The organism is Microbacterium enclense (assembly GCA_038182865.1).
Classification (GTDB): Bacteria; Actinomycetota; Actinomycetes; order Actinomycetales; family Microbacteriaceae; genus Microbacterium; species Microbacterium enclense_B.
Map to the genome: position 1 here is coordinate 1,829,368 of CP116226.1, position 24,399 is coordinate 1,853,766.

A 24,399-nucleotide genomic window follows, 5' to 3' on the forward strand; every position below is an offset into this window, starting at 1 on the left:
CGTCCAGGTCATCGACCGATCGGGGTCGCGCGTGATCGCGTGGTCGATCATTCGCCCGCCGTCTCGTCAGCGGTGGCGCCGATCCGCTCCCAGCTCTTGCCGGCACGGCGGTAGACCACGCGAACGTGCCGGCGGTCGCGGGCACCCTGCCAGAACTCCACGCGGTCGGCCACCAGACGCCAGAGCACCCACTGCCCGGGCTCGATGCCATCGCGCGCCGCGGGCGAGCGTGCCGCCAGATCGGCCGCGCTCTCTTCGGCGGAGGCTTCGACCACGCGCCCGCGCACCCGGACGGCGCGCATGATCGGAGGCCACCAGAAGTTCAGGGCGGCGGCCGGATGGGCCCCGAGCTGTGCCGCCTTGGCGGAGGTGCGCGGGCCGGCGAAGGACCATCCGTCGGGTCCGAGGTCTTTGAGGATGAGCGTGCGGGCATCCGGGATGCCGTCGCCGTCGACCGTCGCGAGGGTGGCGGCGTGAGCTTCCGCGACGCCCGCGTCGACGGCTCCGCGGATCCATCTCTCGAACAGCGCCTCCGGCTCGGCGGGGAGCGGCTCGGGGTCTCGTGCCGGTGCGGTGCCGGTGAGGGAGGGGATCGAGCGGAGCCACGCGGCGATCGTCATCCCCTCATCCTGCCGTCCGGTGAGCGTGAGCGAGACGACGGCTCACTCCTCGATCTGTCCCAGGGAGGGCGCGGAGACGAAGCGCGCGATCGTGTCGATCGCATGCTCCAGCTCGAGTACGACCAGCTCGTTGACCCCGGCGCGCGTGGCGGGCCCGGGAACGTACAGCGTGCGCTGGGGCACTGTGCTCCAGTACCGACCGAGGAAGAAGCCGTTCACGAACGCGTAGCCCTTGCCCCACGCCGAGGTGTCGAGGAACAGATCGCTGGGCGTCTCGAGCGGGAACGATCCCCGCAGGAGCGCCCGCCCGACCGCACCCGCACCGGTGCCCGAGGCCGCGTCGAGCGCGACGGGCGTGGCGCTCCAACCGGTCAGCGGAGCGCCGTCGAGGGTGACCGGACCGATCAGGCCCTTGGCCTCGCCCAGGCGATCGGCGTAGTTCACGCGGCCCTGGTCTTCGACCAGCACGGTGAGTCGGGCGCCCGGCGGGACGATGAGGGCACGCTCGTTCGACGAGCGCGACAGGCGGCCGATCCGGACGCCGTCGACGTGCACCCAGGCCAGGTCGCGTACCTCCGCGAAGACGAGGGCGGCCGGTCGCTCGGTCGCGGGGAGATCGACGTCGTAGCGCACGAGCGGCCCGAGGTGGCGGAGATGCTCGAACGTCGCCGGGACGTCGGTCTGCACGCGGGGTCCGGGAGCCGGCATCCATTCGCCCTCTCCCGAGAGGGGCACGTCGAACTCCGGTGCGGGCGGACGCGCGTCCGGCACGTCGTCGGGAACCGGCGCGTACTTGGCGATGACCTCGCGGAAGGCGTGGAACTTCGCCGTCGGGTGGCCCGACTCGTCGATGGGGGCGTCGTAGTCGTAGGAGGTCACGATCGGGTCGTACCGGCCCTTGTCGTTCGCGCCGTTGGTGGTGCCGAAGTTCGTGCCGCCGTGCGCCATGTAGATGTTGACCGAGGCGCCCGCGGCGAGCAGCACGTCGAGATCGTGGGCGGATGCCGCCGGGTCGGTCGTGTGGTGGATGCTGCCCCACCAGTCGAACCACCCGTCCCAGAACTCGCTGCACATGAGGGGGCCGGTGCTCTGGTGCGCGCGCAGCGTCGCGAGGCGCTCCTCCGATCGCGAGCCGAACGACCCCGTCAGGTGCAGCTCGGGAAGGCTCCCCGCCTCGAGCATCCCCGGGAGGGGCTGGTCGACCGTGGTCAGCGGCACGGTGATGCCCGCATCCTTCGTCACGCGGACGAGCTCTCGCAGGTACTCCTTGTCGGAGCCGTAGGCGCCGTATTCGTTCTCGATCTGCACGAGCACGACGTTGCCGCCCCGGTCGATCTGACGCGGCGCGACGATCTCGTAGACACGACGCAGGTACTCCGACACCGCCTCGACGAACTGCGGCTCGGAACGACGGATGCCGATCCCCGGCGTCGAGGTGAGCCACACCGGCAGGCCGCCGTTGTGCCACTCGGCGCAGATGTACGGGCCGGGGCGGACGATCGCGTGCAGGCCCTCCGCGGCGATGAGGTCGAGGAAGCGTCCGAGGTCGTTCCACCCCGTGGCATCCCACTCGCCCTTGACGGGCTCGTGCGCGTTCCACGCGACGTAGGTCTCGATGGTGTTGAGGCCCATCGCCTTCGCGGTGCGGATGCGGTCGGCCCAGTGCTCGGGGTGGATGCGGAAGTAGTGCAGCGTGCCGGAGATGACCTGGTGCGGTCGCCCGTCGAGGAGGAAGTCGGTTTCGCCGATGGTGAAGGTCGTCACGGTGTCTTTCGGGGGTCAGGCGAGCCGCCGCGCGCGGATGCGCGCCCAGGCGAGTGCGGGCAGGGTGAAGCGCAGGATGCCGTCGTCGCCCACCCGCACGTCGAGCCCGCGGGGGGCGACGGGCTCGGCGTCGGCGGAGTTGGTGCTGTGGCGGTCGCCGCCCTCCGGGACGGTCACGACGACGGCCTCGACCTCGTGGACGGCACCGAGGTCGAGCTCGACCTCGGTGGGGGCGTCCAGCTCGCGGTGGGCGAGGAACACCGACACGGCATCGCCGTCGAGGGTGGCGACGGTGTCGATCGCGTCGACCGGGCCGTGTCGAGGGGTGTCGATGGTGGTGCCGTCGATGCGGGGGAGGACGATGCGACCGGATGCCGCCTCCGCGGTGAGCGCGAAGGGGTGGAACGTGCTCTGTCTCCAGGCCGCGCCGCCGTCGGGCTCGGTGCGGATGGGGGCGATGACGTTCACGAGCTGCGCGAGGTTCGCCATCGACACGCGGTCGGAACGGCGAAGGAGGGTGATCAGGAGCGAGCCGACGACCACGGCATCCGTGACCGTGTAGTCGTCCTCGATGAGGCGCGGGGCGATCGGCCAGTCGCCCGTGAAGACGCGGGGCTTGTCGACCTCGTTCCAGCGCGTCTGGTTCCACACGTTCCACTCGTCGACGCTGATGCCGACCGGGCGGCCGTCGGGGCTCGTGGCCCCGACCTCATCGATGATGTCGGCGACCTCGCCGATGTAGCGGTCGAGGGCGACGCCACTGGCGAGGAAGCTCGCGGGGTCATCGGGGTCTTCCTCGTAGTAGGCGTGGACCGAGATGTGATCGATCAGGCCGGCGGTGTGGGAGAGCACCGTGCGCTCCCAGGCGCCGAAGGTGGGCATCTCATGGTTGGAGCTGCCGGCGGCCACGAGCTCGATCGTCGGATCGATGAACCGCATCATGCGGGCGGTCTCGGCGGCGAGACGCCCGTACTCGTCGGCGGTCTTGTGCCCGATCTGCCAGGGACCGTCCATCTCGTTGCCGAGGCACCAGAGGCGGATGTCGAACGGCTCGTCGCGGCCGTTGTCGCGACGGCGGTCGCTGAGCGCGGTCCCCGAGGGGTGGTTGGCGTACTCGAGCAGGTCGGCGGCCTCGGCGACGCCCCGGGTTCCGAGGTTCACCGCTTCCATGACCTCCAGGCCCGCGGCATCCGCCCACTGCGCGAACTCGTGCAGACCGACCTGGTTCGTCTCGGTGCTGTGCCACGCGGCATCCAGGCGCACCGGCCGCTCGCCCCGCGGGCCCACCCCGTCTTCCCAGCGGTAGCCGGAGACGAAGTTCCCGCCGGGGTAGCGCACGACGGTGGCGCCCAGCTCGCGGACGAGGTCGAGGACATCGGAGCGGAACCCCGCGGCATCCGCCGTCGGGTGCGTCGGCGCGTGGATGCCGTCGTACACGCAGCGGCCCATGTGCTCGACGAACGTGCCGAAGAGGCGGCGGGGGACGGGGGCGCCGAGGGCTTCACCCTCGACGACGATCCGGGTGGGGGAGGTCATGCATCTCTCCTGCGGGGAAGGGAAGGGGGCGGACCGCTCGCGAACGATGCGACCCGCCCCCCGGTGGTCGTGCTTACTTGTTGACCGAGAAGCCCTGGTCGTTGCCGTACTGCACGAGCTGGTCCTGCCAGGCGCTGAGGCCGGCGTTCAGGTCGCCCTTCGTGGAGTAGGCCTGGCCGACGGTGTCGTTGAAGATGCTGTTCGCGTACACCTGGAAGGGCAGGTAGCTCCATCCCTCGCGCACCTCGCTGGAGGCCTGCGTGAGCACCTCGTTGATCTTCTGTCCGCCGAAGTAGTCCGACGCCTTGTCGACGAACGCGGGGTCGCTCAGCTGAGCGGTCGTCGACGGGAAGCCGCCCGACTCGGCGAAGATCTTCAGGCTCTCCTCGTCGTTGTTGAGCCACTTGAGGAAGCCTGCGGCCAGGGCCGGGTTCTTGCTCTGCTTCGTGACCGCCTGGCCACCGCCACCGTTCTCCGACGTGACGGCCGTGCCGTCGTAGGTCGGGATGGGGGCCACGGCCCACTTGCCCGCGCCGTCGGGGACCGAGGACTCGAGCACGCCCGGCATCCACGCGCCGATCACGAGCGAAGCGATCGAGCCGTCACCGAGGCCCTTGAACCATTCGTCGCTCCAGCTCGGGGTGTCGGAGATGAGCCCACCCTCGATGAGGCGGTTCCAGTTGTCGGCGAACTTCTTCGACCCCGCATCCTGCAGGTCGATGGTCACATCGGTGCCCGAGGTGGTGAAGGGCGTGCCGCCGGCCTGCCAGATCATGCTGGTGGTGAAGCCGGCGTCGCCGGTGTCGGCGGTGATGTACTTCGTCGAGTCGGCCGCGTGCAGCTTCTCCGCCGCCGCGAGGTACTCGTCCCAGGTGGTCGGCACGGTGATGCCGTACTGGTCGAAGACCGCCTTGTTGTAGAAGAGGGCCATGGGGCCCGAGTCCTGGGGGAGGCCGTAGACCTTGCCGTCGAAGTCGACCGAGCCCCAGGTGCCGGGGCTGTAGTCGTCCTTGAGGTCGGCGAAGCCGTAGGAGGAGAGGTCGAGCAGCGAGTCCGAGAGGGCGAACTGCGGGAAGGCGTAGTACTCGATCTGCACGACGTCGGGCGCGCCCGAACCGGCCTTGATGGCGTTCTGGAGCTTGGCGTACTCGTCCTTGTTGGTGCCCGCGTTGACGTAGTTCACCTTGACGTTGGGGTACTTCTTCTGGAACGCGTCCACCTGGGCCTGAGCGGAGGGCGTCCACGACCAGTACGTGATCTCGCCGCCGGCTTCGAGGGCCTTCTCGATGTCGTCGGCGCTGCCGCCGGCACCGCCGCCATTGGCGTTGCCTCCGGAGCAGGCGGTGAGCGCGCCCGCCGCGAGTGCGGTCGCGGCCAGGGCGAAGACGGTCCGCCGAACGACGGTGCCCTTGCGGATGAATGTCATGGGGTTTCCTTCACTTCGTTGTTGTGGAGTGTTGTTGTGGAGTCCGGCGCAGGACGCTCCGGTGCGGGGTGGGGGGAGAGCTATTGCTTGACGCTGCCGGCGCTGAGCCCCGACTGCCAGAAGCGCTGCAGCACGAGGAACGCCGCCACGATCGGGACGATCGACAGCACCGAGCCCGTGATGACGAGGTTGTAGATGGGCTGCGCCGCGACGCCGGTGGCCTGCGCGTTCCACTGGTTGAGGCCGACCGTCAGCGGGTACCACTGCGGGTCGCTCAGCATGATCAGCGGCAGGAAGTAGTTGTTCCAGGTCGCCACGACCGCGAACAGCAGCACCGTGACGATCCCGGGGGTCAGCAACCGGATCGAGATGGTGAAGAACGTGCGGAACTCGCCCGCACCGTCCATCCGGGCAGCCTCCAGCAGCTCGGTGGGGATGGCATCCGTGGCGTACACCCAGATCAGGTACAGCCCGAACGGGCTGATGAGGGAGGGGATGATGATCGCCCACGGGGTGTTCGTCAGGCCCAGCTGGCTGAAGAGCAGGAACGTCGGCACGGCGAGGGCTGTTCCGGGCACCGCGATCGCGCCGAGCACGACGGCGAAGACCGCCTTGCGTCCGCGGAAGTTGTACTTGGCCAGACCGTAGCCCGCGAGGGTGGCGAGCAGCGTCGCGCCACCCGCGCCCACCACGACGTAGAGCAGGGTGTTGCCGAGCCACCGGACGAAGATGCCGTCACGGTAGGTCAGCGTCTCGGCGATGTTGTCGAACAGCGCGAAGCTGTTGCCGGGGCCGAGGCCGAAGGTCGTGAACAGGTCGGGCTGGGTCTTCGTCGCGTTGATCAGGAGCCAGAACAGCGGCACCAGCGTGTACAGCAGGTACAGCCCCATCACGATGCTGAGCACGAGCGACTTCTTGCTGCTCGTGGGGGAACGGCGCGCGAAGCGGGCGCCGCGGTGCGGGGTCGTGACGGCCACGGTGTCGGTGCGGGGTGCGGTCGCGGTGGTCATCGCGCCTCCTGACGAGAGCCGCGCAGCTGCACGACGTAGGCGATGACGGCGGTGATGACGCCCATGATGATCGCGATGGTGGCCGCGTAGTTGTACTGCTGGCCGGCGAACGAGAGGTTGTAGGCGTACATGTTCGGCGTGAAGAACGTCGAGATCACATTGGGCGCCAGCGGCTTGAGGATGTTGGGCTCGTTGAAGAGCTGGAAGCTGCCGATGATCGAGAAGATCGTGGCGATCACCACGGCACCGCGGACGGCGGGGATCTTGATCGACAAGATCGTGCGCCACGCGCCGGCTCCGTCGATGGAGGCCGCCTCGTACAGCTCGCCCGGGATCGTCTTCAGCGACGAGTAGAAGATGAGCATGTTGTAGCCCACGAACTGCCAGGTCACGATGTTGCCGATCGACAGCAGCATCCACTCGGGGAGGAAGGGCTGCACGACCTGTCCGCCCAGGAGGTCGTTGAGGTTGCGCGTCAGACCGAACTGGTCGCCGTAGATGTAGCCCCACATCAGCACGGCCACGACGGCGGGGACCGCGTAGGGCAGGAAGATCACGATGCGGTAGAAGCCGGCGGCGTGCAGGCGCGCGCTGTCGATCGCGAGGGCGGCAGCCAGGGCCAGGATCAGCATGATCGGCACCTGCACGACGAGGAAGATCGCGACGCGCCCGAAGCCGTCCCAGAACTTCTCGTCGCCGAAAGCGGCGGCGTAGTTGGCGAAACCGACGAAGGCGTTGCCGCCGATGAGCTGGTCGCGGAACAGGCTCAGGTAGAGCGAGTACGCCAGCGGTGCCAGGAAGACCAGCGCGAAGACGAGCGCGAACGGGGCGACGAACAGCCAGCCGCGGTCGTCGATTCGGGCGCGCCGTTTCCGGCGCGGCGGGCGCAGGGCGGGCGGGGGAGCCGCGGTGGTCGTCATTGTCCGTTGCCTCTTCGTTGGTGCGCATCCGGTCCGGGTGGCCGAGATGTTGACGTAAACATAACTGCGCCACGCTAGTGTGTCAACGTCAACATCTCAGGGGGTAGGCATGAGCGAGGCGACGACGACGTCGGCGGCGATCTCGACGCGCGGTCGACGACGCGAGGTGTCGATGGCCGACGTCGCGGCCGCGGCCGGTGTCTCGGGGCAGACGGTCTCGCGCGTGGCCAATGGGCGGTCCAACGTCGACCCCGACACGCGACAGCGGGTCATGGATGCCATGGCCACGCTCGGCTATCGCCCCAACAGCGCCGCTCGCGCCTTGCGCTCAGGACGCTTCCGGAGCATCGGCGTGATCATGTTCTCGCTGAGCTCCTACGGCAACACGCGCACGCTCGATGCGCTGGCCTCGATCGCCGCGGCATCCGGGTACTCCATCACCCTCATCACCGTGCAGTCGGCGTCGCAGTCCGACGTCTCGGGAGCCTTCGTGCGTCTGCACGAGCACGCGGTCGACGGGATCGTGATCCTCATCGAGACGCACCGACTCGGGGAGAACGAGCTGTCGCTTCCCACGGGGCTGCCGGTCGTGGTCGTCGACTCCAGCGCCGACTATCCCTACGCGGTCGTCGACAACGATCAGGCCCAGGGGGCGCGCCTGGCGACCGAGCACCTGCTCGACCTCGGGCACGAGACCGTCTGGCACGTCTCGGGTCCGCGCGAGTCGTTCGCCGCCGAGCGACGGAGCGCTGCGTGGCGGGCCGCCCTCGAGGACCGCGGATGCCGTGTGCCCGAGGTGCAGATCGGGGACTGGACGGCGGAGTCGGGGCACGCCATCGGGGCGGCGCTCGCCCATGACCCGGCCGTCACCGCGGTCTTCGCCGCCAACGACCAGATGGCGCTCGGTGTGATCCGCGCGCTGCACGAGGCCGGTCGTGCCGTTCCGGGCGACGTCAGCGTCGTCGGCTTCGACGACATGCCCGAGGCCGCGAACTTCTGGCCGCCGCTGACCACCGTGCGCCAGCGCTTCGAACGCGTCGGCGAGGAGGCGATGAGCGCCCTCATCGCCGACATCGAGGGCACCGGCGGCGAGCACGCTCGCACGCTCGTACCGACGTCCCTCGTGGTGCGCGAGAGCTCCGGGCCGCGGGGCTGAGGCGCTCGGGAGTCCCGCGCCGAGGCTGCGGTCGTGGGCGCGCGCCGCGGCGCGGGTGCGCGTGACGAACGGAGGATCGGAGGCTGGTGGAGGACCCGTGGGCCGTGTTCGTCCTCCCTGTGTCCCTGACCCTCCGCCCGTCACGCGGCGCCGGCGTGGTGCTCGGTCCGCGCATCGAGCGGCGCCGCGTGGTGAGGGGAGGAATTCTGGCGACGGGAGGACGGATGCCGCGGCGCGCGTCCTCCCGTCCCGGAATCTCCTCCGCTCGCGGGCGCGACGACCTGGCATCCACGGGGCAGGACACCGCGGGTGTGACCGCCTCCGTCGCCGCGGCTCTGCTGCTGCTCGCGCTCGGCGCGGGTGCACTGGTGCTGCGACGCCGTCGATCGCGGGCGTGAGATCGGGTGCGTCCCGCCACCTGCGGGCCGCGCCCCCGCGTCTCAGCGCGGCGCCGGTTCGGGGCGGTGCACCCCGCGTGGGCGGTAGCCCAGCGCGTCGGAGCACTCGAGCAGGTCCGCGAGATACCAGATGATCGCGAGCCACATCTCGGTGCCCTGCAGCCCCGGATCGTCGCCGTCGAGACGGAAGGCCATGCCCGCCCCCTCGTGCCATCCGCTCAGGGCGTGACGCAGCAGCTCGCCCGCCAGGGCGCGGACCTCGCCGGTGCGGTACCCGGTGGAGCGGGTCAGCCAGAGCGGGTGCGCGATGTCGAGGACGGTGCACGCGTCGCGGCGGTCGGGCCGTATCCACCGGTCGTCGCGCGCGTGTCGGAGCACGGTGTCGATCACGGCGTGCGGGTGGGCGACGTCGAGACCGAACTGCGCCACCGTGCCCCGCGCGGCCCGGTAGAACCCGTTCACCAGGAGGTGCAGGTCGCCGGTGCCGTCGGGCTCGCCCCACATCCCCGTGCGCGGATCGGCGCGCAACGCGAGCCAGCCGAACAGGGCCTCGGCGAACCCCGGGGGGATGGCATCCGCCCGCCGTGCGCTCCACAGCAGAGCCGTGCCGATCGCATCGACGTGGTGCCCCGCTCGCCATGGGTCGGTCGTCCAGGGCAAGGCGTCGAGGCGGGCGACGAGGCCCGCGGGGTCGGTGCCGACGACATCGGCGAGGCGATGCGCGAAACCTCCGCCCAGCAGGTCGAGGGCGTATCCGGCGCTCAGCACGCCGTACGCGGCGTCGGGATCGTCCCACAGCGAGGCCGCGTCCGTGACGAGTCCGGTGGTCGGGCGCTGCTGCGCCGCGAGCAGCGCGATCCACTCCGCCCGCGTCGCGCCGGGCGGGGGCGCGCCGTGCAGCAGGTCTGCGAGCTCGACGGCATCACCGAGCGGCCGCAGCGACGGCTCGGCCCCGGGGCGATCGCGGAATCCGCCGTCGACGGCCGCGCGGGAGAAGACGGATGCCAGGTCGTCGCGGGCGCGGTCGGCGAAACGCCCGAGCTCGTCGCGGCGGGGGTCGGAGGCGACCGGCGGAGCGACGCGCCAGCGCAGGACGCGTGCGGGATTCCCGCCCACGATCGCGCCGCGCGGGACGTCCTTGGTCACGACCGCGCCGGCCGCGAGCACCGCGTGATCGCCCACCGTGACCCCGTCGAGCACGACGACGTGCGAACCGATCCACACGTCCGAGCCGATGTGCACGCCCCGCGACGTGAGAGGCTGGCGGAACACCTCGATTCCCGGTTCGAACGAGTGGTTGAAGCCGATGATCGAGGTGTGCGCACCCACGCGCACCGCATCGCCGAGCCGCACGTCGCCGCGGACGACCGCGTACGGATTGATCGAGCAGTCCGCACCGATGCGGACCGTCCCCGTGAGGTAGGCGCCGAGCGCGATGTACGAGCGGTCCCCGAGCTCGAGGTGGTCGGGGTCGACACCGGCGTGCTCCGAGAGGAAGACGTCGTCGCCGAGCGTCCACGCGGGGTGCGCCTCGCGGAGCGCGGCGAGGTGCGCGCGCTGCCGCTCCCGGTCCGCGGGGGAGGCCTCGGCGACGAACGTCCACGGCGAGAAGTCGTGCGACGACGGCGCGGTCATGACCGCGGGGCCGCCGTCGAGGCGCGCACGTTCAGGCGCGGGCTCAGCTGCACGCGGTGGACGGGGCGGTCGGGCTCGGCGATACGTCGCGCGAGCAGTTCCACCGCCGCTTCGCCGACGCTCGCCCGCGGGGGGCTCACGGCCGTGAGCGCCGGCGTGAAGAGCTGGGCGACCTCGTCGTCGTACGCGATGATCGACAGGTCGTCGGGCACCGAGATGCCCCGCGTGAGCGCGAGGTCGACGAAGGCCATGGCCTCGGGATCGGAGTGCACCAGCAGAGCCGTCACGCCGGTCGCGAGCGCCGAGTCGAGGGTGGCGTTGACGACATCGGAGAAGTCGGGGCTCGCCCGGTCGGGCAGGGTCTGCTCGAAATGGTCGGCGGGGGTGAGGGCGAGCTCTTCGCACGCCGTCTGCCATCCGGCGGCGATCTTGCGCGAGGTCGGCGAGTGCCGCGAGAGGATCAGGCCCACCTTGCGATGGCCGAGGGTCGCCAGGTGACGGGCGGCGAGCAGGGCACCGAGGGCGTGGTCGGTGGTGACCGACTCCCTCGGGATGCCTCCCACCCCGGGCACGGCGTCACGTTCGACCAGAACGCTCGGTACGGGGCAGTCGGCCAGCCACGCCATCACGTCGCTCGCGTGGGCGGTGTCGGTGTTGGGCGCGACGATCAGTCCGCGCACATCCCCGTTCGCGACGAGGCGTTCGAGTACGGGCCGCTCGTCCTGCAGTTCGTACGAGGCGCCGCGCAGCAGCATCTTGTAGCCGAGCCGCCTCCCGGCGGTCTCCATGCCGCGCACCACGCCCGGCCAGTAGTAGGCGAGCGAGGGCACGAGCACGGCGATCGACCCGGCCGAGGTGTCATCGGAGCGAGGTTCCGAGCGGGCGGGGGCGTTCTCTCCGGCGACGGCACCGCCGTGGACGCGGCGCAGAACCCCTTCTTTCTCGAGCTGGGCGAGATCGCGACGCAGGGTCACGGTGGCGACGCCCAGGTCTTCGGTCAGTTGCGAGATGCGCACGGCACCGTCGCTGTGCAGCACGCCCAGGATGTGGGCGCGTCGCTCCGCGGCCAGCGGCTGATGCGGGGTGGTGTCGGTCATTGCAGGTCCTCGATCGGTGTGTCCAGTTCTACCGTGAGCCGGAGCTGAGTGCGGGATGCCAGGGGCAGGGCGAGGCGCGTCAGCCGCGGCCCCCACACGTCGGTGAGCATCGGATCGTCCAGGTCGCGCACCTCCAGGCTCGCGTCGACGTCGGCCGGCCAGCGCAGACGTGTCGGCCGGGCGCCCTCGAGCGGGACGATGCGGGCGCCGCCGGGCTCGAGGCGTACCTCACCGGCCACGAGCAGGTGGAGCCGGGTGTCATGGTCGGTGGGGTGGTCGTCGGCGAAACGCCAGACGTCGTCGATCTCGACGCGCCGGGCCGCGCGGTCGAGCGTCGCGCGGCGCCGCCAGGTCGACAGCCCGGCGTCAGGGTAGGCATCGGCGAGGTCGACGGTGAAGGTCGCGACATCGTCGCCGAGGGTGACCGCGGCGTCGCGGGCCGCGGCATCCCTCCCCGCCGGTTGGGCGGTCCCGCGCACGAGGGGAACGTTGTGCCAGGTGCTCTGCATGGTCCAGATGTCGTACCGGTCGGGCCCGAACGTCGCCGCGGTGTACGTGGGGCGCCCGGCGTCCACGATGACCGGTACGCCGTCGACGGCGACGAGGAACGAGCCCACGTCGTTGTGGTTGTGGTGCTCGCCGTTGTGGCCGCCCTTCGCGACGAGCGTCAGCCCGTCGCTCGCCCCGGCTTGTTCGCGAGCGAGGAAGACCTCGGTCGAGGTGAGCCACACCTCGCGTGGCAGGGGCGGTGTCGCCGGCGACGCCGTCACCCATGCGTCGTCGGTGAGGGCCCGCAGCAGTCGTCCGAGCCCCTCCCTCTCGGTGGCCACGGGGGTGCCCGCCCGGCGGTGCGCGGCCGCGAACGCGGCAGCCTCGGTGTCGCCGTGACGGCGGGCCGCCCGGTGCAGGGCGTGCCAGGGTTGATCCGCCGGGGGCCGCGCTTGGCCGTCGGCGTGGTTGACGAACCAGTCGCCGCCGAGGTGCGATCGGTGGGGGAACGCGACCGTCTCGCGCAAAGCGGTGACCGTGGTGGTGTCGCCGCCGCCGACGGTCGCGTGCGCGAGAACGTCGAGGACCTCGAGCGCGCGTGCCGCACCGTTCCACCAGTACGCGTAGCCCTCGTCGATGGCGCCGTCGGCGGGGAGGACGGCGACGTAGCGGTCGAGCCCCTCGAGCGCGAGGGCGACGACGCGGTCGCGCTCGGCGGTCTCGTCCTGGCCGTCGAGGAGGCGCAGGGCGGCGACGATGACGTTGCCGTGGATCCACGGGTTCCAGTTGTGCACGTCGCCGTCGAGACCGATCCAGTGCCAGTCGCGCCGACGCTGGAACGGCTCGAACACACGGACCCGGGCTTCGTGGCGGATGCGGTCTCGGACGCCGGGCGCCCGGGCGTCCAGGACCGAGCCGAGCAGGTGGTCGACCCACGCGAGCTGAGCGACCGCTTCACCCGCGCCGAGGTCGACGTACGGGTCGGTCACGGTCGCGAGCACCGCTCCGTGGACCCGGCGGGTGTCGTCGTGCGCCGGCCAGCACCACGAGCTCTGCTCGCACAGCAGGATCACACCGTCGACGACGTCATCGACCCACGCGTCGTCGAGCGTGACGGCGGCGGCGATCGATGCGCGGCTCAACCGACGCTGACGTGCGAACGCGGCGTCCTCCCACGCGGTGCGGTCGCCGTCGCGGTGCACACGCGCCGCGTCGCTGGCCCGGGGGTGCGGCCAGGACGTCTGTCGCTCAGCCTCGGCGCGCGCCAGGATCTCGGCGATTCCGACACGATCGGCTGACCCTTCGTGGCCGTCCCAGACGGTGCGGTCGGTGGCCGGGGCAACGGGCAGCGCCTCGTCGGGCGCGCGCAGCGAGATGCCCGCGAAGTGGGGCGCGAGCGGCCCGGTGAAGGGGGTGGTGGGGAACGGCATCGGTCTCCTTACGGCGGTGCTCTCTCGCCTAAAACGATCATAAACGATCATTAAGAATCAGAAAAGATGTTGTGATGTTGTTTTTTGATTGATACGCTCGCCAACGTTCACCGGTCCCCGCCGGTGCACCGACGGTCTTCGAAGGAGAATCCGTGGCGACTTCCGCCCTTCCCCGCCTCGCCGGCGGACAGCGTAGCGACTGGCTCGCCGTGGCCGATGTGCTGCTCGACGCCGCGCGGCGGCACGCGACCCCGGGCCGCGGACGCATCGTGTTCCCCGGCGCCGAGGGCGGTTACGGAGCCGCGGTCGACGGCCTCGAGGGTTTCGCGCGGGTGTTCCTGCTCGCGGCGTTCCGCATCGCCGGAGCGCGAGGAGAGGGTGTCGACGACCTGATCGCGTTCTTCTCCGACGGCGTGCGGACCGGCGTCGACCCGGATGCCGCCGACCGCTGGGTGCGTATGGACGAGCACGCGCAGGCCAAGGTCGAAGCCGCCTCCCTCGCCCTCGCGCTCGACCTCACGCGCGACTGGATCTGGGATGCGCTCGACGCCCCGACACGTCAGCGGGTCATCGCGTACCTCGCCCCGGTCGTCGGCGACGGCACCTACCCGCAGACCAACTGGGTCTGGTTCCGCATCGTCGTCGAGACGTTCCTCCGCTCGGTGGGAGGCCCCTGGTCGGCCGCCGACATCGCCGCCGACCTCGCGCGGCACGACTCCTTCGTCCGCGCCGACGGATGGTTGTCCGACGGTACGGAGCGGGCCTTCGACCACTACGTGGGATGGGCGCTGCACGTGTACCCGGTGCTGTGGCCCCGCATGACCGGCGCCGCCGACCTCGTCGGCGACCGTACGACGGACGACGTCGCGCGCTTGGACCGGTTCCTCCTCGACGCCGTCCACCTCGTCGGCGCCGACGGTTCGCCGCTGCTCCAGGGCCGCAGCCTCATCTACCGCTTCGCCGCGGCCGCACCGTTCTGGGCGGGTGTCCTCGCCGAGGTCCCCTCCACCGGGGTGGGGCGTCTGCGTCACGCCGCCGGTGCCGTCGTCGACCACTTCGTCTCGCGCGGCGCGCCCGACGCCGACGGCATCCTCACTCTCGGGTGGCACGGTGCGTGGCGCGAGCTCGCCCAGTCGTACTCCGGTCCCGGCTCGCCCTACTGGGCGGTCAAGGGGCTGATGGGCATCGTCCTCCCCGCCGATCACCCCGTGTGGAGCGCTGTCGACGAACCGCTGCCGATCGCCGAGGGCGACGACCTCCGCACCGTCGCCGCGGCCGGATGGATCGTCTCGGGGACACGCGCCGACGGCATCGTCCGCGTCGTCAACCACGGGACCGACAAGGCCCGCCCCGGCGACCGCACGGCCGATTCGCCGCTGTACGCCCGCCTCGGCTACTCCACGGCCACCTTTCCGCTGCTCGACGACCTCGCCTGGGCAGATCCGCTGGAGCAGTCCGTCTCGCTCGTCGACGCGACCGGCCGTGCGTCGCACCGGACCGCTCTCCGGCCGCTCGGCGCGCACGTGCTCGACGGCGTGGGGGTGGCGGCCTCGACGTCGGACGTGCACACGGTCGACGTCGTCCCCACGACGCACCGTCACGGCGCAGGACTCGCCGGTGCCGTGCGTCCTCTCGGCCGCGTGACGGTGCGTTCGCTCGTGCGGCGTGCGTGGGAGGTGCGCATCGCCTCGATCGACGCCCTCGCCCCCGGCCTCGACGTCGACGGCCTGCGCGTCCGCCTGGGCGGCTGGCCGCTCGCGGGGGAGACCCCGCAGCACGCCACCGACACCGGCACCGCCGAGGTTCGGGTGGAGGGCCGGGTCTCCGGCATCCGGGCTCTCACCCCCGATGCCACCTCGCGCGTCGTGGTCCGCCGCAACGCCAGTCCTCTCGGCGCTGTCGCCGCCGTCCCGGTCCTCACCTGGGACGCGGAGGTGGGGATGCCGTTCGCCGCCCTCGTGACCCTCGCCGGTGACGAGGCCCCCGGCGACGCTCCGGTCTCCCTCGAGATCGAGGGCGACGAGCCCGCCGCGGTCGTGACCTGGCCCGACGGTCACCGCACGCGCACCCCTCTCACAGACTCCGGAGCCTCCCGATGGGCGCACCGGCATTCACGGGCCCGCACCGGCGCCCCGTACGCAATCGCAAAGGAGCAGCACGCATGAAGCGCAAGATCGTCGTCGCGACTGGGGTGGGCATCGTCGCCGCCCTGTCGTTGACCGCCTGCAGCGGCGGATCGTCCGAGGCCCCCGCCCAGAGCGGTCCGGTCACACTGTCGATGTCGGGGTGGAGCCTCAGCACCACGCCGGAGTTCCAGGCCCTCGCCGACACCTTCCACGAAGAGAACCCCGACATCACGATCGAGGTCAAGGAGTACGACTCCACCAATTACGACACCCTCATGACGGCCGACTTGGCCGCGGGCACCGGTCCCGACATCGTCACGCAGAAGAACCTCAAGACCTTCATCACGTACCAGGCCGGTGGTCAGCTCGCCGACGTCTCCGACGTGACCCTGCCCGACGGCATCGGCGGCGCCGGGGCCTACGAGGTCGACGGCGCCACCTGGGCCGTGCCCTACCGCCAGGACTCGTGGGTGCTCTTCTACAACAAAGACCTCTTCACGCAGGCCGGCGTCGCCGAGCCCGACGGGTCGTGGACCTGGGACGACTACGAGAAGGCGGCCGAGCAGCTGACCACGAAGCTCGGTGCCGCCGGTTCCGCCGCTCTCGGCACCTACCAGCACAGCTGGCAGTCGACCGTCCAGGGCTTCGCCAACGCGCAGAGCCCCGACGCCGACATCCTCGACGGGAACTTCGGCTACCTGAAGCCGTACTACGAGCGTTCGCTCGCGCTGCAGGACGCGGGCGCCCAGGTCGAGTACAACACCGTCACCGCGAACAAGCTCACCTACCAGGCCGAGTTCGGCAAGCAGCAGGCGGCCATGATGCCCATGGGCACCTGGTACGTCGCGACGCTCATCGCGCAGCAGGCCAAGGGAGAGGCCGACGCGTTCTCGTGGGGCTTCGCCCCCATCCCGCAGTACGACTCCTCGACGACCGGCACCTCGAAGACCCCGGTGACCTTCGGCGACCCGACGGGCTTCGCGATCAACAAGGCGGCGGATGCCACCAAGCTCGCCGCCGCGAAGAAGTTCCTCGCCTTCGCCGCCGGGGAAGACGGCGCGCAGGTGCTCGCGGGTCTGGGCATCACGCCGGCCCTGACCAGCGACACCGTCGCCCAGACGTACTTCGCGGTCAAGGGCGCCCCCACCGACGAGCTGTCGTCGTTCGCGTGGTCGTCGCACGACACGAAGCCGGAGAACCCCACGTCGGCCAAGACCGCGGCGGTGCAGAACATCCTGCTCGACCTGCACACCGCGGTGATGTCGGGGTCGACGTCGATCGACGACGCGATCACGACCGCCGAGAACCGCGTCAAGAGCGAGGTCGGCGTCGGCTGACGCTCCCTCCGCCGGCCGGCCCGGGTCCGTCCCGGGCCGGCCACCCCTGAGATCCCTTCACGATCTGGAGACCCCATGGCGACCATCGCCGACACGCGCCGGACGGCGCCGCAGACCGGGCGTCGACCCGGGCGACGACCCGAGCGCCGCCGCTCCCGTCTGACGCTGCGCAGCACCCTCATCGGGTGGAGCTTCATCCTCCCCAACTTCCTCGGCTTCGCGGCGCTGACGCTCGTTCCCGTCGTGACGCTGTTCTACATGTCGATGACGAACTGGAACGTCTTCGGGTCGTCGGCATTCGTGGGGCTCGCGAACTTCCAGCGCCTCCTCGGCGACGGCAGCTTCCACATCGCCCTGTTCAACACGCTGTACTACGCGGCCCTGCACATCCCGCTGACGATGATCGTCGCGCTGGGGCTCGCGCTGCTGCTGAACAACAAGCTGCGCGGAGTGGCGTTCTTCCGCACCGCCGCGTTCTTCCCGTACATCACCTCGATCGTCGCGATCGCCGTGGTGTGGAACCTGCTCTTCAGCCCCGAATACGGCCCCATCAACGAGATCCTGCGGTTCTTCGGTCTGCAGAACCCGCCCGGATGGCTCACCTCGTCGGAGTGGGCCATGCCCGCCGTCGTCATCATCAGCACGTGGCGAGACATGGGCTACTACATGATCCTCTTCCTCGCGGGGCTGCAGACCGTGCCGCGCGAGCTGCACGAGGCGGCGCGCGTCGACGGCGCGAACGTCTGGCAGCGGTTCGTCAACGTCACGCTGCCGTGCCTGCGCCCGACGACGTTCTTCGTCACGGTCATGCTCACGATCAACTCGTTCAAGATCTTCGACCTGATCCTCGTGATGACCCAGGGCGGCCCCGGGCAGTCCACGCTCGTGCTCTCGCAGTTCATCTACCAGAAGGGCTTCCAGGAGAACCAGTTCGGGTACGCCTCCGCGGCCTCGATCGTGCTGTTCCTCCTGTGCATCGTCGTGACGCTCGTGCAGTTCTTCCTCAACAAGAAGCGGGACGCCTGATGACCGATCTCCTCGTCCCCGACGCGACCCGCACGCTCGTCACCGCGGGCGCGAAGCCGCCGCGCCGGCGCCCGATCGCCGGTGCCCATCCCGCCCGACGCGTGGGACGCGTCATCGGCTACGCCGTCATGATCCTGGCGGCCGCGGCTCTCCTGCTGCCGTTCTTCTGGATGATCATGAGCTCGCTCAAGACGCCGAACGACGTCTTCAGCGCGCCGGTGAAGTGGTTCCCCGAGACGTGGGTGTGGAGCAACTACGTCGACATCTGGACGCAGTCCGGCATGCTCACGTGGATCCGCAACACCCTCGTGCTCGCGGTCGTGGTGACGTTCCTCCAGGTGCTGACCGGCTCGTTCGCGGCCTACGGGTTCTCGCGCATGCGCTTCCCGGGGCGCGACGTCCTGTTCCTCGTCTACATCGGCACGATCGCCGTGCCGTGGCAGTCGTACATGATCCCGCAGTTCATCCTGCTCTCGAACGTCAAGGTGTCGAACACCCTCTGGGCGATCATCCTCATCCAGGCGTTCGGTGCGTTCGGGGTGTTCCTCATGAAGCAGTACTACGACACGATCCCCGAAGACCTGTCCGAGGCCGCCCGCCTCGACGGTCTGAGCGAGTACGGCATCTGGGCGCGCATCATGCTGCCCCTGTCGATCCCCGCGATCGCGAGCCTGACGATGCTCACCTTCGTCAGCACGTGGAACGACTACCTGGGACCGCTCATCTACCTGCGCAACCCCGACCTGTGGACGATCCAGCTCGGCCTCCAGAGCTTCGTCAGCACCCTGTACGACGCCAACTACGCGCTGCTGTTCGCGGGGCTCACGATGTCGGTCGTGCCGATCGCGGTCGTCTTCCTCCTCGGGCAGAAGTACTTCGTCGAGGGCATCGCCACCAGCGGGATGAAGGGCTGAGCCGTGCGCCGCATCTCTCACGACACGTACGCGAGTATCTTCGCCACGGTCTACCTCGGTCTGATGGTCAACGCGCTGCTGCTCGTCGGCTGTGCTCCGTTGGTGTTCCTACTGCTGACGACCGACCCGACCGTCTCCTGGCCCCTGCTGGTGATCGCGGCACCGCTGTGCGCCCCCGCTGTGGCCGGGGCACTGACCGCCTTCCGTGCTCACGGGCTGGGGGAGGGGCGCGTGGCCCGGGCCTTCTGGGCCGGGTGGCGGCGCACCGCGGGGAAGGCCCTCGCCGTGGGCGCCCTCGTGTCCGCCGTCGTCGCGATCGTGCTCGTCGACGTGCGCGTGGTGTCCGCGGCATCCTGGGCCGTCGTCGTCGTGCCGCTGTGCGGCACGGTCGCCCTGCTCGTGCTGGCCACCGCGCCGGTGGCGCTCACCGCGCTGACCGAGGCTCCCGGCACGCCGCTGCGGGTGCTCCTGCAGACGGCCGTGGTCCTGGCGGTTCGCCGCTGGTACCTCAGCGCGGTGAGCCTGCTGGTCGTCGCCGGTCAAGCGGCCCTGTTCGTCACCTCTCCCGCGTTGGCTCTCGGTCTCACCGCCGCGCCCGCCCTCTACCTGGTGTGGGCGAATGCCCGCTACGCCCTCCGCCCCGTGCTTCCGGCCGACGCCTCCGTCGCCGCCGTCTGAACCGAAGGACTTCCCCCGCATGACGACCTCGCCTCCCGCCACCGGAGTGGGCACCGCCCGCGTCGACACCGACCGCGCCATCGCGCAGGTGCTCGCCACCGTCCGCGCCAACATCGACGCCTTCGGCCCGCGCTACCCCGACGACACGACCAGCGACAACCGCTACGCCCTGCGCCCCGCGGTCCCCGGCTTCGCCGAGGGAGCGAACCGGGGATGGACGACCAGTTTCTGGCCCGGCATGCAGTGGATCGCCTACGAGCTCACCGGTGACGACGTGTACCGGGATGCCGCCCTCGACCACGCTGCGGACTTCGGTCGCCGCGTGCGCGAGGGAGACGACCTCGACACCCACGATCTGGGCTTCCTCTACACGCTGTCGTGCGTCGCGCCCGAGCGCCTGCTCGACGACCACGACGCCCGTGCCGCCGCGCTCGCCGCGGCCGACCACCTCATGACCCGCTACCTGCCCTCGGCGGGGATCATCCAGGCCTGGGGCGACCTCGCCGATCCCGCGCAGCGTGGTCGCACGATCATCGACAGCCTCATGAACATGCCGCTGCTCACGTGGGCAGCCGAGCAGACCGGCGACCAGCGATACCGCGAGGTCGTCGCCCGGCACACGGCCGAGCTCCGTCGGCACATCCTGCGGCCCGACGGCTCGACCTTCCACACCTTCTACTGGAACGCCGAGACCGGCGAGCCGCTCCGCGGAGCGACCGAGCAGGGCGCCTTCGACGACTCGTGCTGGGCGCGCGGGCAGGCGTGGGGCATCTACGGCTTCGCCATGAACCACCGGGCGACCGGCAACGGCGACCTCCTGGACGCCTCCCGCATCTGCGCCGAGTACTTCCTCGCGCACCTCCCCGCCGACGATGTGCCCTACTGGGACCTCGTGTACAACGACGGTGCCGACGCCCCGCGCGACAGCTCGGCGGGCGCGATCGCGGTCTGCGGACTCTACGAGCTCGCCGACGTCGACCCCGAGGGCGCCGAGCGCTGGCGGGCCGCGGCCGACCGCATCCTGGCATCCCTCATCGCCCGGTACACCCCGGCGCGCGCCGCTGACGCCGACACGGTGCTGCTGCACAGCGTCTACGACCTGCCGAAGAACGTCGGTGTCGACGAGGGCACGCTCTGGGGCGACTACTTCTACTTCGAGGCCCTCGCCCGCGCTTCCCGGCCCGACTGGCGGCCGGTGTGGTGAGGCTCGCGCGCGTCGGCGATCGCTCGGTCGCCGTGCTGGAGGGCTCCGGCGGCGACCGCATGCTCGACCTCGGCCCGCGCCCGCTCCCCGAGCTCTTCGCCGAGCTCGACGGCATCCGGGATCTGATCCGAACCACGGATGCCGAGACCCTGCCGCCCCTCGACACCGCGGCGCTGCGCGCGCCCGTGGTGCCGCGCACGATGCTCTGTCTCGGCTACAACTACCGCGGACACGTGCCCGACGGCGTCGATCCGACCGCCGACGACCCGTCCACTCCCGACGTCTTCGTGAAGACCCCGAACACGTTCGGCGGACCGAACGACCCGGTCGTGGTGCCGGCGGTCGCCGACGACGTCGACTACGAGGGCGAGATCGCGGTCGTCATCGGTCGGCGCGCCCATGGCGTCGCTCTCGATGACGCCCTGTCGTATGTCGCCGGGTACACGCTGCTCAACGATGTGTCCGACCGGTCGTGGCAGCGCCGACAGAGTCAGTGGGCGCTCGGCAAGTGCTTCGACGGGTTCGCTCCGCTCGGGCCCTGGATGGTCACGGCCGACGAGGTCGACCCGCGAGACCTGGTGGTCGAGGTCGTCCGCGATGGCGAGGTGACCGTCTCGCAGTCGACGGCGACGACGATCTTCTCGGTCGCCTTCGTCGTGCACTACCTGAGTCAGGTGCTCACCCTCGACCCCGGGGACGTCATCTCGACCGGGACCCCGCAGAAGCTCGCCCGCGCGCAGGACGCGCATCGGCCCCTCGCCCCCGGCGATGCGGTCATCGTCCGTGTCGCGGGCATCGGCGAGCTCACCACGACCTTCATCGCACCCTCGGGAGTCTCCGCATGATCCTCGACACCTTCCGCCTCGACGGCCGCGTCGCCGTCGTCACCGGCTCGAGCCGTGGGCTCGGTCAGGGGGCGGCCCTCGCCCTCGCCGAGGCGGGCGCCGACCTCGTGCTCATCGACCGCGGCGACGCGGCGCACACCGCCGAGCTCGCCCGCGGCCTCGGGCGTCGCGTGCACGCGATCCACCGCGACTTCGTCTCGGCCTCGCGCGACGAGCTGGCCGCCGCGATCGACGAGGCCGCCGACGCGCTGGGCCGCGTCGACATCCTCGTCAACAACGCCGGCACCATCCGTCGTGCGCCCGCCGCCGAGCACAGCGCCCAAGACTGGGACGACGTGCTCGCCGTCAACCTCGACGCGGTGTTCCACCTCTCCCAGGCCGCGGGGCGACGCATGATCGCGCAGGGGTGGGGCCGTATCGTCAACGTCGCCTCGATGCTGTCGTTCCAGGGCGGCATCCTCGTTCCGGGTTACGCCGCCTCGAAGCACGCGGTGGCGGGCCTCACCAAGGCGCTCGCGAACGAATGGGCGGCCTCCGGCGTCACGGTGAACGCCGTCGCCCCGGGCTACATGGCCACCGACAACACCGCGCCCATCCGCGCCGACGCCGACCGCGAGGCGTCGATCCTCGCGCGCATCCCCGCCGGACGATGGGGCACGCCGGGCGACCTGCAGGGCGCGTTCGTCTTCCTGGCATCCGATGCCGCCGCCTACGTCACCGGGGCCGTGATCCCCGTCGACGGCGGGTGGCTCGTGCGGTGACCTGACCCTTCGACCGCCCGCGCGCCGCCCGCTCGACCCACCGCGGGTCCCCGCCCCCCGCCCACGCCGCGCTCGACCCCGAGCGCTTCCCGACCGCCCCGCCTCGCGCTCGACCGAGCGCCACCCGCCCCGCCCCGGCCCGCCGGGCTCGACCCCAGGAGAACCGCATGACCGCCTCCATCCCCCAGCGCTACGCGACCCACCCCGAGCAGATCCCCGGCATGGACACCGCCGACCTGCGTGAGCGCTTCCTCATCGATGACGTGTTCGTCCCCGGGGAGGTGCGCCTGACGTACACGCACCACGACCGCATCGTCCTCGGTGGAGCGGTGCCCGCGGGTCGTGACCTGCCGCTGACCGGTTACCCCGAGATCCGCAGCGACTTCTTCCTCGAGCACCGAGAGATCGGCATCGTGAACGTCGGCGGCACCGGCACAGTCACCGCCGACGGCGAGGTCTACGAGCTCGTCACCGGTGCGTGCCTGTACCTCGGCCGCGGAATCCGCGATGTGGTGTTCGCCGATTCGGAGGGGGCGGGCGCGCAGTTCTACCTCTTCTCGGCGCCCGCTCACACGGCCTACCCCGCGGCCCTGGTATCGCCGGGTGAAGGGACCGTGCGCGAGCTCGGCGACCAGCTCACCAGCAACCGCCGCACCCTCAACCAGTACATCCACGAGAACGGCGTGAAGAGCTGCCAGATCGTGATGGGGGTGACCGCGTTGCACCCCGGCTCGATGTGGAACACCATGCCCGCGCACACCCACGACCGTCGCACCGAGTGCTACCTCTACTTCGACGTCCCCGAAGACGCGCGTGTCGTGCACCTCATGGGCGAGCGCGACGAGACGCGTCACCTCATCGTCGGCGACCGCCAGGCCGTCATCTCGCCGAGCTGGTCGCTGCACTCGGGTGTCGGTACCGCGGCGTACTCGTTCGTCTGGGCGATGGCGGGCGAGAACCAGGCCTTCGACGACATGGATGCCGCGCCCATCACCGACCTGCGCTGATGGGCGGTGCGTCACGGGGCGCGACCCCCACTGCGGCCGGGGGTCGCGGATCGGTGTCTCGCATCGTCACCGGCGCGCCCGCCGTGCTTCTCGCCGTCGGAGAGACGATGGCGATGCTCGCACCCTCCGACGGCGCAGGCGTGGTCGACGCCACCGCGTTCCTCGTCGATGCGGGCGGCGCGGAGTCGAACGTCGCCGCTCATGCGGCGGCCGCGGGAATGACGGCGCGCTGGCACAGCCGCCTCGGCGTCGACCCGCTCGGCGACCGCGTGCTGCGTCAGATCGCGTCTCGCGGGGTCGACGTGTCGAGCGTCGTGCGCGATCCTGAGCGCCCCACCGGCCTCTACGTCAAAGACCCGGGTTGGGGTGTGCGGTACTACCGGCGCGGGTCCGCGGCATCCGCTCTTCAGGAAACGGATGCCGCCGGCCTCGTCCTCGACGACGTCGACGTGCTGCACGTGTCGGGCATCACGGCGGCCCTGTCGGCGTCGGCGCGGGCATTCCTGGTCGCGGCGATGGAGCGCGCGCGAGCAGCGGGCGTCACGGTGAGCTTCGACGTCAACCACCGTGCCGCGCTCTGGACGGCGGCGACGGCGGGCCCCGTCCTCCTCGACCTCGCGGCACGCGCGGACGTCGTGTTCGTCGGGCGCGACGAGGCCGAGGCGCTCTGGGGGGCACCCCGCGACACCGACGTGCAGGGGCTCCTGCCCGAGGTGCCCGAGCTCGTCGTGAAAGACGGCGACGTGGGGGCGACCGCCTTCGTCGGTGCCGTGCGGAGCTTCGTCCCCGCCCTGCGTGTCGAGGTGCTCGACGTCGTCGGCGCCGGTGACGCCTTCGCCGGCGGCTATCTCGCCGCCCGCGCGCACGGGCTCGACGTCGTCGGTCGCCTGACCGCCGGGCATGAACGAGCAGCGCTCACGCTGCGGACCTTCGGTGACTCCCTGGACGACGCCCGTCCCTAGACGGAATCCCGGGGTGCGCCGCCTCGCTCTCGCGCGCCGTCTGATCGGGCGGGAGTGC

General features: G+C 70.9%; 21 protein-coding genes. 12 read left to right on the top strand and 9 right to left on the bottom strand.

Going from position 1 to position 24,399, the window contains the following annotated elements:
• Window positions 1–47: 47 nt before the first annotated feature.
• From PIR02_08525 to PIR02_08550, 6 genes are all read right to left on the bottom strand, one after another.
• On the bottom strand, window positions 48–620 hold the full coding sequence (locus PIR02_08525) for a pyridoxamine 5'-phosphate oxidase family protein (protein WZH38706.1): 573 nt from the start codon (window positions 618–620) through the stop codon (window positions 48–50).
• Window positions 621–662: 42 nt separating this feature from the next.
• Window positions 663–2,384, bottom strand: coding sequence for a beta-galactosidase (locus PIR02_08530; protein WZH38707.1), 1,722 nt, complete (start codon window positions 2,382–2,384; stop codon window positions 663–665).
• Window positions 2,385–2,399: 15 nt separating this feature from the next.
• Window positions 2,400–3,920 (bottom strand): alpha-L-arabinofuranosidase C-terminal domain-containing protein, encoded by a 1,521-nt coding sequence (locus PIR02_08535; protein WZH38708.1) that lies wholly within the window; start codon window positions 3,918–3,920, stop codon window positions 2,400–2,402.
• A gap of 73 nt (window positions 3,921–3,993) precedes the next feature.
• Window positions 3,994–5,346 carry a sugar ABC transporter substrate-binding protein gene (locus tag PIR02_08540; protein WZH38709.1) on the bottom strand — a complete coding sequence of 451 codons (1,353 nt, stop codon included), beginning with the start codon at window positions 5,344–5,346 and terminating at the stop codon, window positions 3,994–3,996.
• 80 nt (window positions 5,347–5,426) lie between these two features.
• On the bottom strand, window positions 5,427–6,236 hold the full coding sequence (locus PIR02_08545; protein ID WZH38976.1) for a carbohydrate ABC transporter permease: 810 nt from the start codon (window positions 6,234–6,236) through the stop codon (window positions 5,427–5,429).
• A 116-nt stretch (window positions 6,237–6,352) separates the two neighbouring features.
• Entirely contained in the window at window positions 6,353–7,276 is a 924-nt protein-coding gene (locus PIR02_08550) for a sugar ABC transporter permease (GenBank protein ID WZH38710.1), read from the bottom strand.
• A gap of 109 nt (window positions 7,277–7,385) precedes the next feature.
• Between PIR02_08550 and PIR02_08555 the strand changes: the two genes are divergently transcribed.
• Both PIR02_08555 and PIR02_08560 read left to right on the top strand, forming a co-directional pair.
• Complete coding sequence (locus PIR02_08555) at window positions 7,386–8,432, top strand: LacI family DNA-binding transcriptional regulator (GenBank protein WZH38711.1); 1,047 nt, start codon at window positions 7,386–7,388, stop codon at window positions 8,430–8,432.
• A gap of 86 nt (window positions 8,433–8,518) precedes the next feature.
• A complete protein-coding gene (locus tag PIR02_08560) occupies window positions 8,519–8,830 on the top strand; it encodes an LPXTG cell wall anchor domain-containing protein (protein WZH38712.1) in 312 nt (103 codons plus the stop codon).
• Window positions 8,831–8,872: 42 nt separating this feature from the next.
• Here the strand turns inward: PIR02_08560 and PIR02_08565 are convergent, their stop codons facing one another.
• From PIR02_08565 to PIR02_08575, 3 genes are read right to left on the bottom strand one after another with little or no spacing between them, the layout of a single operon-like run.
• The gene (locus PIR02_08565) at window positions 8,873–10,465 is read right to left on the bottom strand and encodes an acyltransferase (protein WZH38713.1); all 1,593 of its coding nucleotides are present in this window, start codon (window positions 10,463–10,465) and stop codon (window positions 8,873–8,875) included.
• The gene (locus PIR02_08570; protein ID WZH38714.1) at window positions 10,462–11,562 is read right to left on the bottom strand and encodes a substrate-binding domain-containing protein; all 1,101 of its coding nucleotides are present in this window, start codon (window positions 11,560–11,562) and stop codon (window positions 10,462–10,464) included. The genes PIR02_08565 and PIR02_08570 overlap by 4 nt, the downstream gene beginning before the upstream one ends.
• Window positions 11,559–13,481 (bottom strand): heparinase II/III family protein, encoded by a 1,923-nt coding sequence (locus PIR02_08575; protein WZH38715.1) that lies wholly within the window; start codon window positions 13,479–13,481, stop codon window positions 11,559–11,561. The genes PIR02_08570 and PIR02_08575 overlap by 4 nt, the downstream gene beginning before the upstream one ends.
• A gap of 152 nt (window positions 13,482–13,633) precedes the next feature.
• Here PIR02_08575 and PIR02_08580 point away from each other — a divergent pair, with 152 nt between their 5' ends.
• The 10 genes from PIR02_08580 (at window position 13,634) to PIR02_08625 (ending at window position 24,341) form a co-directional block, all read left to right on the top strand.
• The gene (locus PIR02_08580) at window positions 13,634–15,646 is read left to right on the top strand and encodes a DUF2264 domain-containing protein (protein ID WZH38716.1); all 2,013 of its coding nucleotides are present in this window, start codon (window positions 13,634–13,636) and stop codon (window positions 15,644–15,646) included.
• The gene (locus PIR02_08585) at window positions 15,643–16,944 is read left to right on the top strand and encodes an extracellular solute-binding protein (GenBank protein ID WZH38717.1); all 1,302 of its coding nucleotides are present in this window, start codon (window positions 15,643–15,645) and stop codon (window positions 16,942–16,944) included. The genes PIR02_08580 and PIR02_08585 overlap by 4 nt, the downstream gene beginning before the upstream one ends.
• A 75-nt stretch (window positions 16,945–17,019) precedes the next feature.
• Window positions 17,020–17,970 carry a sugar ABC transporter permease gene (locus PIR02_08590; GenBank protein ID WZH38718.1) on the top strand — a complete coding sequence of 317 codons (951 nt, stop codon included), beginning with the start codon at window positions 17,020–17,022 and terminating at the stop codon, window positions 17,968–17,970.
• A complete protein-coding gene (locus PIR02_08595) occupies window positions 17,970–18,884 on the top strand; it encodes a carbohydrate ABC transporter permease (protein ID WZH38719.1) in 915 nt (304 codons plus the stop codon). Before PIR02_08590 ends, PIR02_08595 begins: the two co-directional genes overlap by 1 nt.
• 3 nt (window positions 18,885–18,887) lie before the next feature.
• Entirely contained in the window at window positions 18,888–19,562 is a 675-nt protein-coding gene (locus PIR02_08600) for a ferredoxin-NADPH reductase (GenBank protein WZH38720.1), read from the top strand.
• 19 nt (window positions 19,563–19,581) lie between these two features.
• Window positions 19,582–20,766, top strand: coding sequence for a glycoside hydrolase family 88 protein (locus PIR02_08605; protein ID WZH38721.1), 1,185 nt, complete (start codon window positions 19,582–19,584; stop codon window positions 20,764–20,766).
• A complete protein-coding gene (locus PIR02_08610) occupies window positions 20,763–21,611 on the top strand; it encodes a fumarylacetoacetate hydrolase family protein (GenBank protein WZH38722.1) in 849 nt (282 codons plus the stop codon). The genes PIR02_08605 and PIR02_08610 overlap by 4 nt, the downstream gene beginning before the upstream one ends.
• Window positions 21,608–22,372: a 2-dehydro-3-deoxy-D-gluconate 5-dehydrogenase KduD gene (kduD, locus tag PIR02_08615; GenBank protein ID WZH38723.1), complete on the top strand. Its 765-nt coding sequence runs from the start codon at window positions 21,608–21,610 to the stop codon at window positions 22,370–22,372. The genes PIR02_08610 and kduD overlap by 4 nt, the downstream gene beginning before the upstream one ends.
• 167 nt (window positions 22,373–22,539) lie before the next feature.
• The gene (gene kduI / locus PIR02_08620; GenBank protein WZH38724.1) at window positions 22,540–23,379 is read left to right on the top strand and encodes a 5-dehydro-4-deoxy-D-glucuronate isomerase; all 840 of its coding nucleotides are present in this window, start codon (window positions 22,540–22,542) and stop codon (window positions 23,377–23,379) included.
• Window positions 23,379–24,341, top strand: coding sequence for a sugar kinase (locus PIR02_08625; GenBank protein ID WZH38725.1), 963 nt, complete (start codon window positions 23,379–23,381; stop codon window positions 24,339–24,341). The genes kduI and PIR02_08625 overlap by 1 nt, the downstream gene beginning before the upstream one ends.
• Window positions 24,342–24,399: the final 58 nt, after the last annotated feature.

Coding starts and splice junctions, on each gene's coding strand:
- PIR02_08585 (WZH38717.1), top strand. CDS start 15,643: ATGAAGCGCAAGATCGTCGTCGCGACTGGGGTGGGCATCGTCGCCGCC.
- PIR02_08540 (WZH38709.1), bottom strand. CDS start 5,346: ATGACATTCATCCGCAAGGGCACCGTCGTTCGGCGGACCGTCTTCGCC.
- PIR02_08595 (WZH38719.1), top strand. CDS start 17,970: ATGACCGATCTCCTCGTCCCCGACGCGACCCGCACGCTCGTCACCGCG.
- PIR02_08590 (WZH38718.1), top strand. CDS start 17,020: ATGGCGACCATCGCCGACACGCGCCGGACGGCGCCGCAGACCGGGCGT.
- PIR02_08575 (WZH38715.1), bottom strand. CDS start 13,481: ATGCCGTTCCCCACCACCCCCTTCACCGGGCCGCTCGCGCCCCACTTC.
- PIR02_08565 (WZH38713.1), bottom strand. CDS start 10,465: ATGACCGCGCCGTCGTCGCACGACTTCTCGCCGTGGACGTTCGTCGCC.
- PIR02_08570 (WZH38714.1), bottom strand. CDS start 11,562: ATGACCGACACCACCCCGCATCAGCCGCTGGCCGCGGAGCGACGCGCC.
- PIR02_08555 (WZH38711.1), top strand. CDS start 7,386: ATGAGCGAGGCGACGACGACGTCGGCGGCGATCTCGACGCGCGGTCGA.
- PIR02_08550 (WZH38710.1), bottom strand. CDS start 7,276: ATGACGACCACCGCGGCTCCCCCGCCCGCCCTGCGCCCGCCGCGCCGG.
- PIR02_08625 (WZH38725.1), top strand. CDS start 23,379: ATGGGCGGTGCGTCACGGGGCGCGACCCCCACTGCGGCCGGGGGTCGC.
- PIR02_08605 (WZH38721.1), top strand. CDS start 19,582: ATGACGACCTCGCCTCCCGCCACCGGAGTGGGCACCGCCCGCGTCGAC.
- PIR02_08545 (WZH38976.1), bottom strand. CDS start 6,236: ATGGGGCTGTACCTGCTGTACACGCTGGTGCCGCTGTTCTGGCTCCTG.
- kduD (WZH38723.1), top strand. CDS start 21,608: ATGATCCTCGACACCTTCCGCCTCGACGGCCGCGTCGCCGTCGTCACC.
- PIR02_08525 (WZH38706.1), bottom strand. CDS start 620: ATGACGATCGCCGCGTGGCTCCGCTCGATCCCCTCCCTCACCGGCACC.
- PIR02_08535 (WZH38708.1), bottom strand. CDS start 3,920: ATGACCTCCCCCACCCGGATCGTCGTCGAGGGTGAAGCCCTCGGCGCC.
- kduI (WZH38724.1), top strand. CDS start 22,540: ATGACCGCCTCCATCCCCCAGCGCTACGCGACCCACCCCGAGCAGATC.